The organism is Cytobacillus sp. QJM3NY_8, assembly GCF_056173585.1.
The window spans coordinates 4,183,924-4,198,394 of sequence record NZ_CM149681.1; the positions used below are offsets into that span (position 1 = coordinate 4,183,924).

A 14,471-nucleotide genomic window follows, 5' to 3' on the forward strand; every position below is an offset into this window, starting at 1 on the left:
CATGAAATATTTCGATTATGCAGCATCTTGTCCGCTTGATCCGGAAGCGGCAGATGCCTATATTAAAGCCTCAACTGAATACTTTGGCAACTCCCTCAGCCTTCATGATACCGGGAGCGCAGCAGAAGGGCTTCTTGAAAACTGCCGGAGAGAATTAGCCATCCTTTTGGGAGTTGAGAGTGAAGGAATCTACTTTACCAGTGGAGGTACAGAAAGCAATTTACTCGCTATATTAGCCTTGCTGTCTGCCTCTGAAAAATCAGGAAAACATATTATAGCGGGAATGGCTGAACATTCCTCTATTCATAGTGTCCTAGAGAAATTAAGCCTTGATAATGGCTATGAAATTACAGAAATCCCTTTTGGGGCGGATGGCCGTATTGACCTAAAAAAATTAAGTTCGGCCATCAGGGATGATACCGTCTTAATTACCATACAGCATGGCAATCCTGAAATTGGCACATTGCAGCCTGTCCCTGAGATCAGCCAGCTTTGCAGGCAAAGGAAGATATTGCTGCATAGTGATTGTGTCCATACTTTTGGAAAATCAGATTTACAAGAAGTCGCCAGCTTTGTTGATAGCCTGTCCTTTTCTGCCCATAAATTTTACGGGCCAAAAGGGGTGGGTGGGGTTTACCTCAAACCTGGCAGGCGGTGGAGCTCCTTCTTACCAGGCGTATCACATGAAAAAGGTTTCAGGCCAGGCACTGTGAACCTTCCGGGAATTGCCGGAATGACAGTAGCTGCACAGAAAGCTTATGTAAATTTAAACAGACATAACAGCCATTTCCAAACACTGCGTGAAGCACTGCTGAAGGAGCTTGAGTCTTCACAGGAGAAATTTGTGTTATACGATTTTGCAGGCTCTTACCAGCTTCCTTCTACATTGGGACTTCGGTTAAAAGGGGTCGAAGGGCAATATATCATGCTTGAATGCAACAGACATGGATATGCCATATCTACAGGAAGCGCATGCAGCACAGGCATGAAAACTGTTTCTAAAACGATGAAGGCCCTAGGGGTTACAGAAAAAAAAGGAAAGGAATTTTTCCGGATTTCTTTCGGGTGGAATACTGCTGTTGAGGAGGCAAAGTCACTGGGGGAAAAGCTGGCAGAAATGGCCCGGGAACTCGGACCGCTCTAATCTTTTATATTCTGCCGGTTCTTATGTTAGAATGAGACATTATCGGATTATAAGGGTGAGGAAAAATGAAGGAACAAAAAAAGGTGCTCGGAGAGGAGCGAAGGACCTTTCTGCTTCAGCTTCTTAAAGAAAGCGGACAGCCCATTACAGGAGGCGACCTTGCAGCAAAAACAAATGTAAGCAGACAGGTAATTGTTGGGGATATCACCCTTCTAAAGGCAAGAAAAGAGCCAATCATTGCTACGAGCCAAGGTTATATGTATCTTCATCAGGCTTCTCCTGCATCTTCAGCTGAGCGGGTCATTGCCTGCCATCATGACCCCGCGAGGACTGAAGAAGAATTGAATCTGCTTGTCGATCATGGGGTTACAGTAAAAGATGTAAGGATTGAACATCCTGTTTATGGTGACTTAACTGCCTCGGTTATGGTTTCAACCCGTCAGGAAGTCAAGCAATTCATGGATAAAATTAAAGCCACAAAAGCTTCCTTCTTATCAGAACTGACAGATGGCATTCATCTTCATACTCTTTCTGCAGCCTCAGAACGGAAACTCGATGAAGCTGAGAAATTATTAAAGGAAGCAGGATTTCTTATTGACCAGGAATAGCGTTAATCCTTATTATTTTTAAATAAGAAAGGATCCGGATATGTATACCGGATCCTTTTCTTTAGCTTTAATCCTGAAGAACTTTTGTATTTTTATTGCGAAGCTGAAAATATGGATAGCTACCCAAAATCTTAACGCTGCAGCCCAGTGCCTCCAATTCGGCAACTGCTCCGGGGATAAGGACATCGTCCTGCTTCATATCCACGTCAATGATAAAGAAATAATTTCCCAATCCTGTTTTCATCGGCCTTGATTCAATCTTAGTCAAATTGAGCTTCCTCCAGGCAAATGCCGAAAGCACTTGATGAAGTGCCCCTGACCTATCAGCCGGCAGCGTCACCATAACAGTCGTCTTGTGCCCGGCAAACTCTTTGCGGTCTTCATTGATTGACAGTTCTTTACTGGATAATACTATGAACTTTGTATGGTTAAAATCAAAATCATGGATATCCTCTTTAACGATCGCCAGTCCATATACTTCTGCCGCTAATTCATTAGCGATGGCGCCGGCCCGCAAATCTGGATTTTCTTTTACATATTGAGCTGCTGCTGCAGTTGAAGTAGTGCTTTCGCAAGGGATGCCTTTCAGCTCTTTATGCAGAAATTTATGGCATTGTGCAATAGCATGGGAATGGCTATAGACTGCATCAGTTTTATCCCATTCGTTCACATGATCAGGATGGACCATAAAATGCTGGCGAATCGGGGCTGTCAGTTCGCCGATAATTGGAAAATCCACTTCATGGATTAAATAATCCAATGTAATATTCACTGAGCCTTCCAATGCGTTTTCAAGAGGAACTACCGCCAGTTCTATTTCATTCTCATTTAATGCATCAAAACAGGCAGGTATCGTTGGGTAGGCAACGGCTGTCTCATTCGGAAATAAACTCCTTGCAGCAATATCTGTAAAGGTGGCTTTTGGGCCCAAAAATCCTATCTTCACGGTAATTACCTCCTTTTCGTCAGACTTATCATAAATCACTGAAAATTTTCTTTTTACTTTACTACTTTAACATATGTATGTAATTTGCAAAATAAAAAACTAAAAAAGGGCAGGGTACAGAGCGCATTTTCTTACGCACCCGTCCCCAGCACCTCTACTTTTTCTACAAACTCCAATTTTCGAAGCCTACCCAAGAGCTCCTCAATCTCGATGCCCATTTCAGTTACATTCAGGGAAAGCGTGACATTTGCCCTTCCCTGGAGCGGAATGGTCTGGTGTATGGTTAGGACATTGCACCCCGAAGAAGCCACAACGCCCAATAAATGTGATAAAGTCCCCGATCTGTCTTCCAAATGAAAGAATAAAGTGATCAGCCGTTCTTTGACAACAGTATGGAAAGGAAACACAGTGTCTCTATATTTATAAAAAGCACTTCTGCTCAAATCAACTTTTTGGACAGCATCCCAAACCGATTCGGCTTTTCCCCTTTCGATCATTTCCTTCGCATCCAAAGTTTTCTTCATTGCTTCAGGCAAAACATCTTCGCGAACCAAATAAAATTTCTTATCGAATCTATCTTTTCTCATTTCTCCACCCCGTCAATCGTGAAGGTTAGTCAATAAACTCGAATTCATAATCAAGCAGCTTAACTGTATCACCGTCTTTTGCTCCTTTTTCACGAAGAGCATCATCCACACCCATTCCGCGCAGCTGTCTTGCAAACCTGCGGACAGATTCATCTCTTGAGAAATCAGTCATCTTAAAGAGCTTCTCAATAGCATCGCCAGATACGACGAACACTCCTGCAGGGTCTCTCGTAATGACAAACTCCGTCTGGTCAGCTTCATGCTTATAAAGAACGCGGTGCACACCTGTGTCTTCTTCTTCTTCATGTGACAGCGGGAATTCAGGCGTTTCTTCAAGCTTATCCGCAACGGCAAATAATAAATCCCTTAACCCTTGTCTTGTTAAAGCGGAGATCGGAAAAATCGGATACTCTTCTTCAAGCTGTTCTTTGAATTTCTTAAGATTTTCCTCTGCATCAGGCATGTCCATTTTATTAGCCACAATGACTTGAGGCCTTTCAGTGAGACGAAGGTTATACTCTTTTAATTCTTTATTGATGGTTAGATAGTCTTCAAATGGATCCCTGCCCTCAACAGCAGCCATATCGATAACATGGACAATAACTCTGGTTCTCTCAATATGCCGTAAAAATTGATGACCAAGGCCTATTCCCGAATGGGCGCCTTCAATTAATCCAGGCAAGTCTGCCATGACAAAGCTGCGGCCGTCTTCAGTCTCAACCATTCCCAGATTGGGAACAATCGTCGTAAAGTGGTATTCCGCAATCTTCGGCCTTGCCGATGATACAACCGATAGCAGCGTGGATTTTCCGACGCTCGGAAAACCGACTAAACCAACATCAGCTAAAAGCTTGAGCTCCAGCACAACATCTCTTTCCTGGCCCGGTTCGCCATGTTCGGACAATTCTGGAGCAGGATTAGCCGGTGTGGCAAAACGGGTATTCCCTCTGCCTCCGCGGCCCCCGCGGGCTATGACAGCTTTTTGCCCGTGCTCAGTCAAATCTGCGATTACTTCCCCTGACTCGGCATCAGTTACGACTGTTCCCGGCGGGACTTTAACAATCATGTCTTTTGCATTTCTTCCATGCTGATTTTTAGACATGCCATGCTCACCGCGGGGAGCTTTAAAATGGCGCTGATAACGGAAATCCATTAACGTGCGTAATCCCTCATTCACTTCAAAAACAACATTGGCACCCTTACCGCCATCTCCGCCGGCTGGGCCTCCGTTCGGCACATATTTTTCACGGCGGAAAGCAACCATTCCGTTGCCCCCGTCTCCGCCTTTAACATAAACTTTGACTTGATCGACAAACATATATTATTCCTCCCGTCTGCAGTATGTCCCAATTGTCTGGCATTCAGCCAAATTACAGGCACTGACTGGATCCACTCTTACACTTAAGAAATGCTCCAGCCTGCAGAGTTTCACACTTAGTATTGCTTTTTGCGGCGGAAATCACTCTCTGCCATTCGCAATGAATGGCACAAATAACTCCAGTGCAAGCTCCTCTTCAGCTAATACCTGAACAGCAGCCGTTATGTCATCGTTCTTCTTTTTGAAGAACTGATCCAATTTATCGATATCTGTTAGTATTCCGCTAAAATCAAAAAAGAAACGAGCCCCTTCTTTTTCATGCCTGATGGATACAGATAAATGATTATCATGGTAAGGCTTTACTGATGAGTCCAAAATGGCAAAAAAAGAGCCTGTCCACTCAGAAAGGATAATGTCATCCAATCGGCCGGAAATGGTATCATCAAGCACCTCATATTCAAGCTGAAAGTAGTGGTTTTCCCAATTATAAGTCAATAAAAGCGAAGCAAACTCAGGAAGGTTTAAGTTCGAAAGTCTTGCTTCCTGCTGTGCTTCCACCACGATTTCATCTATGATTTCCTTAGCTCTGTCTACCTTGTTAAGGGAAAGGTTGCCTTTAATTAATTGTATTTTATTCAGCCAGTCATGCCGGGCATGACGCAGCACTTCAATCATATTCCAGTCTTTTTCCATATATGCACTCCTGTATGGTTATTAGGCTGACAGAAGACTGTGCTTGCTGTAAGTATATCAAAAAACATAAGTACAGTAAGCAAATTTATGTTAAATAAGAAAATATTGCTTATGCGAAGAAGAGCTGCTGTCTTCTGGAGCTATAAATTCATCAGATAAAATGTGAAGTGCACTGGCGGATTTTTTTGCCAAAAAAAGAAAACCCTAACCTTGTGGGCTAGGGTTTTCTCGAAAAGGCTTACGCCTCTTGAGCTGCAGGATATACGCTCACTTGCTTGCGGTCACGTCCAAGACGTTCGAACTTAACAACACCGTCAACTTTCGCGAATAGTGTGTCATCGCCGCCTTTACCCACGTTTACACCTGGGTAGATCTTAGTACCGCGCTGACGGTACAGGATTGAGCCGCCAGTTACGAATTGTCCGTCCGCACGCTTAGCGCCAAGACGCTTAGAGATTGAGTCACGGCCGTTCTTTGTAGAACCTACTCCCTTTTTAGAAGCGAACAACTGAAGATCTAATTTTAATAGCATTTATTCCACCTCCTGCTTTTTGAAGGTAATCTTTATATACGTTCCGTAGTCTTCTTCAATCGTCTGCAATGAAACAACCATGCCTTCAAGAAGAAGCTGCACTTTCTCATTCATGTCATCCTGAAGATCAGGAAGAACACAGCGGAGAAAGCCATCTCCATTGCTGATTTCTGGTGTCACGCCGGTTAGGGCATGGACAGCATTAATGGCACCGATGGAAACGGCAGATACGCCTGCACAGACGATATCCTTGCCTCTGTTTGCGAAGAATGCATGACCGCTTATTTCAAACGAATGAATATTTCCGGAATCTTTACGAATAATCGTTACTTCAATCATCTGAATCGCCTGATTAAGCGTTGATTTTTTCAATCACAACTTTAGTGTAAGGCTGACGATGACCTTGCTTCTTACGATAGTTTTTCTTTGCTTTGTACTTGAATACAGTGATTTTCTTTTGACGGCCTTGTTTTTCAACTTTAGCTGTAACAGTAGCACCTTCAACTACAGGGCTTCCTACTTTTACGCTGTCTCCGCCAACGAAAAGAACCTTTTCAAATGTAACTGTTTCGCCTGCTTCAGCGCTAAGCTTTTCGATGTAGATAGCTTGACCTTCTTCTACACGTAATTGCTTACCGCCAGTTTCGATAATCGCGTACATGAACTGCACCTCCTCTTAGACTAAGACTCGCCATCCCAGGCGCCGACACGAAAGCGGGCTTATGTACCTGTTCTGTGCGGTTGTAGCACGGGTGCGCTACAAACATAACATAAAAATCCTATCATATAATGATTAATCATGTCAATAAGAATTATATGATTCTCTTTGTTTGCACCTAAAAGTGACTTTTTTGCGTGCCTATACAATTATAATGCTAATGGGGTTATTAGGGAAGTGGGAAATACTGCACTAAAAAAGCAGGCGGGGTGGTTAAATCCGCCTGCTTTGAACTAACCTAGCTCATTGGCACTGCCAAACTTTCTGATTTCATAAAATGGCTTGCACTTTTCCTTATAGGAAAACATGATTTTTAGTCCAATGCTGTCTTCGATTCTCTTTTTATGGGCATCATTTTCCCCTGAGAATACCGCTGCTGTGTCTGGGGTGGTTTCGATTAAGACAGCTTCATGGTCATTGCCTCGATGTTCCCACAGTTCTCTTTCCAGCCTGAAGGCAATGGTTTCAGCACTCAGCACTCTTCCGGTGCCTTCACATACTTGACACCTTTCGGTAAGTGATTCTGAAATGGCCGGTTTCGTTTTTTTTCGGGTCATCTGGAGGATTCCAAGCGGGGTGAATCCAACAAGTTTAGTGCGTCTTTCATCCTTTTTCAGCGCATTTTCCATGGTGGAGAGGATATGGTTGCGGTCAGATGCTTCTTTCATGTCGATAAAATCGATTAGGATCATGCCGCCTATATCGCGGAGCCGGATCTGTCTTGCAGCTTCTTCGGCCGCCTGCTGGTTCGTTTTTAACACAGTTTCCCTGCGGTCCTGCTTACCGGCGAACTTTCCGGTATTTACATCGATGACTGTTAAAGCTTCGGTTTCATCAAAAATAAGATATGCGCCAGTTTCAAGCCATACAATCCGTTTCAGCGCTTTATCAATTTCAGATTCAACATTAAAAGCGGAGAAGATATTTTCCTTGCCAGAATGCAGCCGAATTGGCAGGCAGGTGTGTTTCTGGAGCACACTCTTCAGTGTTAAGTCGTCCACTGCGATTTCTCCATCGGCCAGTTTCTTTGCTTCTTCTTTAATTTTCTCAATAAAAGAATCCGCTTCGTAAACTTTTCCCGGTTTTTTCTTTCCTTCTGCTGCCCTTAAAAGGTCCCTGTACTCCAGTCTTAGCCTTTCAAGTTCATCTATGAGTTCAATTTCTTTCTTGTTATCACAGGATGTTCTGAAAATCAGCCCTTCATTCTCTTTCTTAGCACGATAGCCAAATTGGCGCCAGTTTTCTCTTGCTTCACTATCCTCAATTTTCTTGGATACAGCAACATAACGGCCATTTGGCATATATATCAGCGAATCTCCTGAAAACTCAAGCACCCCTGACAATCTCGGTCCTTTAGTTCCGGCAGCGTCCTTTTCAACTTGAACAAGTATTCTTTCTCCCTGATGGACAAAAGAAGAGATGCTCCGTTTTTCCTTTACTTGAGATTCTTCGGCAGAACAAACATAGGCTGCCAGTTTGTCCCGGTGTATAAATCCGCTTTGATCTTCCCCAATCTCTACAAAAGCTGCATTCAATCCAGGCATTACTTTTGCAACGGTGCCCAAGTAAATATCCCCTACTGATGAACGCTGCTTCGGCTGATCGATAAATAGCTTCTCGACCCTCTTATCTTTTAAATGTGCAAACCGGCGCTCTCTTGATGCATAATTTACAACTAACATGTCCAAAACTATTTCCTCACTTTAAACCATTATTTATTCATTTCAATAAAAACTCGCTCTTCAGTAAACATAAAGCAAATCTCCAATTTTAGCAGTCAGCACTTTTTCTGCAAAGCACGCATGCAGCAATTCATTTTCATCTAAAGCACCCTTCTCTTTCCCGTCCTTTTCAACTATGATTGGGTGTTTGCATCCTCGCTGAAATCTTTCCAGAACGTCAATAACCAATTCTTCCTCTCTTACAACGATAGGTTTTAATGTCCGGAAGTCGCTGTGCTTCCCATAGTATCTTTCGAGGAGAAAACGGATAAATATGAATCGGCTCTGCTTCCATTCATGATATAGCGAAAACACCAAAAAAGCGAGGACTACCCATATATTCAGGTTTACAGGAGAGGTCAGCAAAGTTAATATTATGAAACTGAATAGACCCGCAGCCGAAATGAAAAGTGTTTTTCTGTGCGCTTCCGGAAATGCCTTATTAAGAGAAAGCCATAAAAAAACAAGCTTTCCTCCATCTAATGGCCATACAGGTAGCAGATTAAAAATCAGGATCATTAAATTGAACTGAATAAACAGGTGAAAAATATCAGCAGATACAAAAGAGAGCTCATAAAATAACAGCGCCGCCCCCATCATCCAAATATGCTGAAGCGGCCCTGCTATAATGACTACGATTTCCTCTTTCAGCGGCCGGTTTCCGTGTTCATCCATTTCCGCTACACCGCCAAATGGCAAAAGGGCGATCTTTTTTATTCTCCAGGAATAAAGGGATGCTGCAGCTGCATGGCCCATTTCATGAACGAAGATAATCAGGAGCAGCATGCATAATTCCATAAAATGAGCAGTTGCGACAGATAGTCCGATAATGGCCCATAACAAAGGATGTATATGAATATATTTAATTAATCCTGTTATTTTATTCAAATGGGATCACCTGGATCGGATCTATAAAATCATCATCTTTTTTAATCGCGAAATAGAAAGACCCTTTTTCTCCATCACCGGTGTCACCTGCAGTGCCAATACCGGTTCCTTTTTCAACATATTGATATAAATTCACATTAATTTCAGCCAAATTGCCATACCAGGACTCACTTTTATCACCATGCTGAATAATAACCGTATTTCCGAAACCATCTTTCTTTCCAGCAAACCGCACAAGCCCTTCACTCATTGCTTCGATGGATGCTTCTTTACCTGTTTCGATTGTTATTCTCTGTCCATTATCATTAAAGTCTTCCAGGATTTTTGCAGAAGCAGGCAATGCATACTCACTGTTTTCTTCAACGTTCTTCTCATCTTTTTTGCCATCTGAAAATGGCAGCAGTGCCAGTGGTTTTCCGAATTGTTCTTCATACCAGCCGGAAACTGCGGCGAATTGAAAATCCTTCTCCATGGCTGCCTTTACAAAATCTCTAGCAGGATCAAATGTCGCAGCCTGGTTTTTAAAAAGAATAGCAGCGAATAAAAAAATACAGGCAGAAGCTAGCAGCTTGAATAGAAATAGTTCCTTTCGAAATAAAGGGTGGTTCCCCTCATCGAGTTTGCTCTCGTATGAAGGCAGCTTACTAAACCCATACCGCTCTTCATCTTCTGTCCAAAGAACTGTTGAATCTTTCTTATTTGAGAATCTTTCTTTCTCTTTTTTTCTCCGCTCAATTCTCTTGCGTATTTCATCCGCTCTTGAATTCATAATATCCCCACCATTTCTATATAGCTCTATTTGTACAAGTTTATGAGTTGTCCAAATAGAGTATGACTTGAAGTGGGTGTCTGAGATAAAAAAATAAACCGGAGAAGTCTCCCCGGCTTTTGTTCGATAAATTATAATTATTTAACACCAAAAAACTTTTTTAGTTTTGAGAATACACCTTTATTCTCTTCTTCAAGAGGCTGAAGCGGAACAGCTTCACCAAGTATGCGGCGGGCGATATTACGGTAAGCAACAGAAGCCTTACTGTTAGGGTTTAATGCAATAGGCTCACCATGATTGGATGCCTTGATTACTTCATCATCATCTGCCACAATTCCAATTAAATCAATCGACAAATGTGCGGTAATTTCATCTACATCGAGCATGTCGCCATTTTTCATCATATGGCTTCTAATTCTATTTATTATCAGTTTTGGAGCCTCTACATTTTCCTCTTTTTCAAGCAAGCCGATAATCCGGTCAGCATCACGTACGGCTGAAACTTCCGGAGTGGTAACAACAATTGCTTTATCAGCACCGGCAACAGCATTTTTGTACCCCTGCTCAATTCCAGCAGGGCAGTCTATGACAATATAGTCATAATCCTGCTTTAATTCATCGACCAGCTTTTTCATCTGCTCTGGAGTAACAGCCGTCTTATCACTTGTTTGAGCAGCAGGAAGCAAATACAGCAAATCATCAAACCGTTTGTCTTTAACCACAGCCTGATGTATTTTGCACCGGCCTTCGACTACATCGACCAGATCATAAATAATGCGGTTTTCCAATCCCATCACCACATCAAGATTTCGAAGGCCAATGTCTGTATCCACCAGGCACACTCTTTTCCCCTGAAGGGCAAGAGCAGTACCTACATTTGCGGAAGTAGTCGTTTTTCCGACTCCGCCTTTTCCGGACGTAATGACAATCGCTTCTCCCATCCTAGCTTCCCCCTTGCAATCTAGTTATATTAGGTCTCAGATGCATTAATACTTGTAATCTATCTACAGTTATTTGATCATTTTCATCTATGTAAGCACATTCCATTTCTCTTTTTTCGTCATCCTGATCCTTGTCTGGAGCCCGGTTAATACAATTGCTGATCCTTAATTGGGATGGTTTCATAAGCGAAGCAACGATCACAGCTTCCTTATTCCCATGGCATCCGGCATGGGCTATGCCTTTTAGCGCCCCCATTATAAAGATGTTTCCACCTGCCATGACAGTGCCTCCGGGGTTTACATCTCCGATAAGAAGCAGATCTCCCGCCACTTCGAGAACCTGCCCGGAACGAATCACCTTCGCAACAGATACAATTTCATTTTCTTCCTTCTGTTTTTCAGCTTCTTCTTTGGTAATGACATTCGAGCTTATAGACTCAACGATCAGGTTCTTCTTTTGCCTTATTAACTCCTTCAATTCTTCCTGCTGCTCTTCTGTGAGATAACGATTGCCGACTTGTACCCTCACTGAAAGAAGCCGGTCTTCAACCGATCTCGAGTTTTCTGAAAGCTTTCTATCAAGTTCTTTCTTCAGCTCTCCATATGAACAGGAATCATCGAGATGCAGTGTCAGACCATCTTTCGTCCCTTTTATTGTAACGTTTTGGTTTTTTTTCATTTCAAGATGTTCACCTCAATGATAAGAAACACATAAGTGCTGGTGGCACTCTATTTTAAAGCAGTCCATGAACTGCTATATTTTCAATCAGCCTCGCAGGGCCATTCTTTTAAAAATAAATTATGTCAATTATCCCTATCCAATTTGCCCATAAAGGTAGAATTCGACAGAAACCTTCTAAATTCCTTTTTTACTAAAAATTATTCATTTAAAAGAAACCGGATTAATCCGGTTTCTTTTAAATGAACTGTGAAATTATATCACTTCAAACAATTAGTCGTTTAAGCTATCTGAAAATTTTTCAGAAAGTCTTTTAAATGGATAAACAGCTAAAATAATGAAAATGGCATTTAAAATCAGAGTTGGCACGAGGCGTGACGATAGAAAAGCTGCAAAAACCATATCAGTATGGTGAATTAATAAGTTCATCTGGTAGACACCGGCCTCAAGGAGAGTGATGCCTAAAAGCACAATGATGGAAGCCATAGCCATATTTGTCTGAAGAATTTTCATCAGTTTAGTTGTAATAAAAGCAATGACTGGAAATAGAAACAGGTAAATGCCGATAATTTCAACATATACAATATCAAAAAGCAAGCCGAATAATAAGCCGTAAAGAATTCCGTGTTTTTTTGAGCCAAAGATGGTCAAAAAAAGCAATCCGGCCAGCAGGAAACGGGGAACAGCTATTTTTCCGCTGCCTAACAAATCATGCGGAGTTATTTGAACAAATATGCTTTCACCGATAAATAAGGCCAGGAGTATGAGAGGAAGAAGGAATCTTCTCACAGTTCCTCCTCCTTCTCATCAACCATTTCCATTAGCTCAGGCTGTAAAGCACCTCTTTTGACGACCATTACATGTCCAATATCGTAGAAATCTGCCCCCGGCTTAACATAGGCGGTTTGAGTGAGACCAAATTCATCAGGAACAACATCTACAACCTTCCCAATCGGAAGGCTCTCAGGAAAAACACCGCCCAGACCTGAAGTAATAACGTTTTGATCCTTTTTTACCTTTGCATCATAAGGAATTCGCTTAAGCAAAAGAAGACCTTTTTCTTTATCATAGCCTTCTATCAGACCGAAAAAGTTATTATCGCCCGCCTGAATTTTTGCAGAGATGCGATTTGTCGGGTCCATTGAACTAAGAAGCTGAACTGTTGAAGTAAAGGTATTGCTGCTTTTCACTTTGCCGATCAGGCCTTTAGACGTAATAACAGCCATGTTCGGTTCAATGCCAGCATTTTTTCCCTTATTAATGATAAGCAATTCATGCCATCTGTCGGGATTTCTTCCTATAACAGTTGCCTGCTTTGGCTCAAATTCACTTAAAGAGTCTTTCTTATCCAGAATCTCACGAAGTTCTGTATTATCCTTTTTCAGTCGCTGAACCTCAGACTCAAGGCGTGCAAGCTCATCCAGCCTTGTCTTTAGCTCTTTATTTTCTTTGTATGTATTTTGCAAGTCTTCGACATTTTCAAAGAATCCTGCCACATAATTCACTGGGCTGGAAACAGCATTTTGTATAAACCCGGTAGTATCTTTTAAAAATTGTTCAGGCCAGGTCAAATTTTCTCTATCTTTTAAAGAAAATCCAATCAATGCCACGAGAATAATAATGCTGACAAGCAAAATAATCAGGCGTTTGTTCAAAAAGAACTGTGGCATCCGTTACACCTCGATTAGTATTTTTTCAGAAAGGATTGCGCCATTCAGGCACTGCTCAACAAAATATAACATATATCTGCAAAATTATCATTTATGGTTCAAGAAAAAAACCAAATTTGAGCCCATGCACTTTTTAAGAAGTGAATGGGCTTTATCATTTTCTTATTCAGGCTTCAATTTATCTGGATTCTTTTGCTTTTGTTTTGAATAAATCGATATGGTCAAGAGCTTTTCCAGTACCAATTGCGACACAGTCCAATGGGTTTTCTGCAATAAGGACAGGCATTTTTGTTTCTTCGCTGATCACCTTGTCGAGGTTGCGAAGAAGCGCCCCCCCTCCAGTCAGGACAATACCTCGGTCCATAATATCTGCTGCCAGTTCAGGAGGAGTTTTTTCAAGAGTATTTTTTACTGCATCCACAATCGCATATACAGTATCATTCAATGCTTTTGAAATTTCTTCAGCAGTAATTTCAATTGTTTTTGGCAGGCCTGTCAGCAGGTCACGTCCGCGGATTTCCATGTTTTCAACACCTTCAGGATCTCCTGCAGAGCCAACCTCTACTTTAACGGTTTCTGCTGTACGGTCACCAATCATTAAGTTGTAAGTTTTGCGGATATAATTGATGATCGCGTCATCCATTTCATCACCGGCAATGCGGATGGATTGGCTCGTAACAATTCCGCCCAAGGAGATGATGGCAACTTCGGTAGTTCCTCCCCCGATATCAACCACCATGCTTCCTGTCGGTTCCCAAACAGGAAGATTAGCCCCGATTGCAGCGGCAAACGGCTCTTCGATGGTATAAGCATCGCGTGCCCCTGCCTGGCGGGTTGCATCGACAACAGCACGTTCTTCAACAGCTGTAATGCCGGATGGTACACAAACCATTACATATGGCTTGCCTGCAAAGAAGCCCTTATTTTTATTGGCTTGTTTAATATAATATTTCATCATGACAGCGGTTGTTTCATAATCCGCAATAACGCCATCCTTCATTGGACGGAGCGCAACAATATTGCCAGGTGTACGGCCGATCATATTTTTTGCATCATTGCCGACAGCTACAATATTTTTAGTATCTGTCTGCAGTGCTACTACTGACGGCTCTCTAACAACAATTCCTTTTCCTTTAACATAGACAAGTGTATTAGCTGTTCCTAAATCTATTCCAAGGTCTCTAGTACCGATTCCAAACATAAATGGTATCTCCCTTTCTGATACAAATTGCTCATTTTCCTAAGTAAGGTATTTTA

The 14,471-nt window shown here is 42.1% G+C and carries 17 protein-coding genes and 1 other annotated feature; of the genes, 2 read left to right on the forward strand and 15 right to left on the reverse strand.

Annotated features, from left to right (window positions below; translation table 11 throughout):
• The first annotated feature begins 1 nt into the window (after nt 1).
• Both AC0VZ9_RS21555 and AC0VZ9_RS21560 read left to right on the forward strand, forming a co-directional pair.
• Complete coding sequence (locus AC0VZ9_RS21555; RefSeq protein ID WP_475396716.1) at nt 2–1,144, forward strand: IscS subfamily cysteine desulfurase; 1,143 nt, start codon at nt 2–4, stop codon at nt 1,142–1,144.
• A 65-nt stretch (nt 1,145–1,209) separates the two neighbouring features.
• On the forward strand, nt 1,210–1,752 hold the full coding sequence (locus AC0VZ9_RS21560; RefSeq protein WP_009333110.1) for a transcription repressor NadR: 543 nt from the start codon (nt 1,210–1,212) through the stop codon (nt 1,750–1,752).
• Nucleotides 1,753–1,819: 67 nt separating this feature from the next.
• Here AC0VZ9_RS21560 and pheA read toward each other — a convergent pair whose 3' ends face one another.
• The 15 genes from pheA to AC0VZ9_RS21635 all read right to left on the reverse strand — a co-directional run bounded on the left by pheA (nt 1,820) and on the right by AC0VZ9_RS21635 (nt 14,415).
• Nucleotides 1,820–2,698 (reverse strand): prephenate dehydratase, encoded by an 879-nt coding sequence (gene pheA, locus AC0VZ9_RS21565; RefSeq protein ID WP_071156202.1) that lies wholly within the window; start codon nt 2,696–2,698, stop codon nt 1,820–1,822.
• Nucleotides 2,699–2,829: 131 nt separating this feature from the next.
• Complete coding sequence (locus AC0VZ9_RS21570; protein ID WP_009333112.1) at nt 2,830–3,285, reverse strand: ACT domain-containing protein; 456 nt, start codon at nt 3,283–3,285, stop codon at nt 2,830–2,832.
• A gap of 25 nt (nt 3,286–3,310) precedes the next feature.
• Nucleotides 3,311–4,603 (reverse strand): GTPase ObgE, encoded by a 1,293-nt coding sequence (gene obgE / locus AC0VZ9_RS21575; protein WP_475396717.1) that lies wholly within the window; start codon nt 4,601–4,603, stop codon nt 3,311–3,313.
• A 141-nt stretch (nt 4,604–4,744) separates the two neighbouring features.
• Nucleotides 4,745–5,296, reverse strand: a complete 552-nt coding sequence (locus AC0VZ9_RS21580) for a sporulation initiation phosphotransferase B (RefSeq protein WP_009333114.1) — start codon at nt 5,294–5,296, stop codon at nt 4,745–4,747.
• 238 nt (nt 5,297–5,534) lie between these two features.
• The gene (rpmA, locus tag AC0VZ9_RS21585) at nt 5,535–5,828 is read right to left on the reverse strand and encodes a 50S ribosomal protein L27 (RefSeq protein ID WP_009333115.1); all 294 of its coding nucleotides are present in this window, start codon (nt 5,826–5,828) and stop codon (nt 5,535–5,537) included.
• A complete protein-coding gene (locus AC0VZ9_RS21590; RefSeq protein ID WP_475396718.1) occupies nt 5,829–6,167 on the reverse strand; it encodes a ribosomal-processing cysteine protease Prp in 339 nt (112 codons plus the stop codon).
• 13 nt (nt 6,168–6,180) lie between these two features.
• A complete protein-coding gene (gene rplU, locus AC0VZ9_RS21595) occupies nt 6,181–6,489 on the reverse strand; it encodes a 50S ribosomal protein L21 (protein WP_009333117.1) in 309 nt (102 codons plus the stop codon).
• 13 nt (nt 6,490–6,502) lie between these two features.
• Nucleotides 6,503–6,581, reverse strand: a sequence feature (ribosomal protein L21 leader region).
• A 198-nt stretch (nt 6,582–6,779) separates the two neighbouring features.
• Nucleotides 6,780–8,228, reverse strand: a complete 1,449-nt coding sequence (locus AC0VZ9_RS21600; protein WP_019380306.1) for an Rne/Rng family ribonuclease — start codon at nt 8,226–8,228, stop codon at nt 6,780–6,782.
• 60 nt (nt 8,229–8,288) lie between these two features.
• The gene (locus tag AC0VZ9_RS21605) at nt 8,289–9,155 is read right to left on the reverse strand and encodes a M50 family metallopeptidase (protein ID WP_009333121.1); all 867 of its coding nucleotides are present in this window, start codon (nt 9,153–9,155) and stop codon (nt 8,289–8,291) included.
• Nucleotides 9,148–9,924 (reverse strand): M23 family metallopeptidase, encoded by a 777-nt coding sequence (locus AC0VZ9_RS21610; RefSeq protein WP_009333122.1) that lies wholly within the window; start codon nt 9,922–9,924, stop codon nt 9,148–9,150. Before AC0VZ9_RS21610 ends, AC0VZ9_RS21605 begins: the two co-directional genes overlap by 8 nt.
• A 137-nt stretch (nt 9,925–10,061) precedes the next feature.
• A complete protein-coding gene (gene minD / locus AC0VZ9_RS21615; protein ID WP_019380305.1) occupies nt 10,062–10,865 on the reverse strand; it encodes a septum site-determining protein MinD in 804 nt (267 codons plus the stop codon).
• Between the two features lies 1 nt (nt 10,866).
• Entirely contained in the window at nt 10,867–11,544 is a 678-nt protein-coding gene (gene minC / locus AC0VZ9_RS21620) for a septum site-determining protein MinC (protein ID WP_009333124.1), read from the reverse strand.
• 273 nt (nt 11,545–11,817) lie between these two features.
• On the reverse strand, nt 11,818–12,333 hold the full coding sequence (gene mreD / locus AC0VZ9_RS21625) for a rod shape-determining protein MreD (protein WP_019380304.1): 516 nt from the start codon (nt 12,331–12,333) through the stop codon (nt 11,818–11,820).
• A complete protein-coding gene (gene mreC, locus AC0VZ9_RS21630; RefSeq protein ID WP_019380303.1) occupies nt 12,330–13,214 on the reverse strand; it encodes a rod shape-determining protein MreC in 885 nt (294 codons plus the stop codon). The genes mreD and mreC overlap by 4 nt, the downstream gene beginning before the upstream one ends.
• A 178-nt stretch (nt 13,215–13,392) precedes the next feature.
• Nucleotides 13,393–14,415 carry a rod shape-determining protein gene (locus tag AC0VZ9_RS21635; RefSeq protein ID WP_009333129.1) on the reverse strand — a complete coding sequence of 341 codons (1,023 nt, stop codon included), beginning with the start codon at nt 14,413–14,415 and terminating at the stop codon, nt 13,393–13,395.
• Between the last annotated feature and the right edge of the window lie 56 nt (nt 14,416–14,471).

Excerpts from the sequence above, each read along its gene's own strand:
- AC0VZ9_RS21555 (WP_475396716.1), top strand. The coding sequence starts at position 2 with ATGAAATATTTCGATTATGCAGCATCTTGTCCGCTTGATCCGGAAGCG.
- mreC (WP_019380303.1), bottom strand. The coding sequence starts at position 13,214 with ATGCCACAGTTCTTTTTGAACAAACGCCTGATTATTTTGCTTGTCAGC.
- AC0VZ9_RS21590 (WP_475396718.1), bottom strand. The coding sequence starts at position 6,167 with ATGATTGAAGTAACGATTATTCGTAAAGATTCCGGAAATATTCATTCG.
- AC0VZ9_RS21570 (WP_009333112.1), bottom strand. The coding sequence starts at position 3,285 with ATGAGAAAAGATAGATTCGATAAGAAATTTTATTTGGTTCGCGAAGAT.
- minC (WP_009333124.1), bottom strand. The coding sequence starts at position 11,544 with ATGAAAAAAAACCAAAACGTTACAATAAAAGGGACGAAAGATGGTCTG.
- AC0VZ9_RS21610 (WP_009333122.1), bottom strand. The coding sequence starts at position 9,924 with ATGAATTCAAGAGCGGATGAAATACGCAAGAGAATTGAGCGGAGAAAA.
- rpmA (WP_009333115.1), bottom strand. The coding sequence starts at position 5,828 with ATGCTATTAAAATTAGATCTTCAGTTGTTCGCTTCTAAAAAGGGAGTA.
- rplU (WP_009333117.1), bottom strand. The coding sequence starts at position 6,489 with ATGTACGCGATTATCGAAACTGGCGGTAAGCAATTACGTGTAGAAGAA.
- minD (WP_019380305.1), bottom strand. The coding sequence starts at position 10,865 with ATGGGAGAAGCGATTGTCATTACGTCCGGAAAAGGCGGAGTCGGAAAA.
- AC0VZ9_RS21635 (WP_009333129.1), bottom strand. The coding sequence starts at position 14,415 with ATGTTTGGAATCGGTACTAGAGACCTTGGAATAGATTTAGGAACAGCT.
- AC0VZ9_RS21580 (WP_009333114.1), bottom strand. The coding sequence starts at position 5,296 with ATGGAAAAAGACTGGAATATGATTGAAGTGCTGCGTCATGCCCGGCAT.
- obgE (WP_475396717.1), bottom strand. The coding sequence starts at position 4,603 with ATGTTTGTCGATCAAGTCAAAGTTTATGTTAAAGGCGGAGACGGGGGC.
- AC0VZ9_RS21600 (WP_019380306.1), bottom strand. The coding sequence starts at position 8,228 with ATGTTAGTTGTAAATTATGCATCAAGAGAGCGCCGGTTTGCACATTTA.
- AC0VZ9_RS21560 (WP_009333110.1), top strand. The coding sequence starts at position 1,210 with ATGAAGGAACAAAAAAAGGTGCTCGGAGAGGAGCGAAGGACCTTTCTG.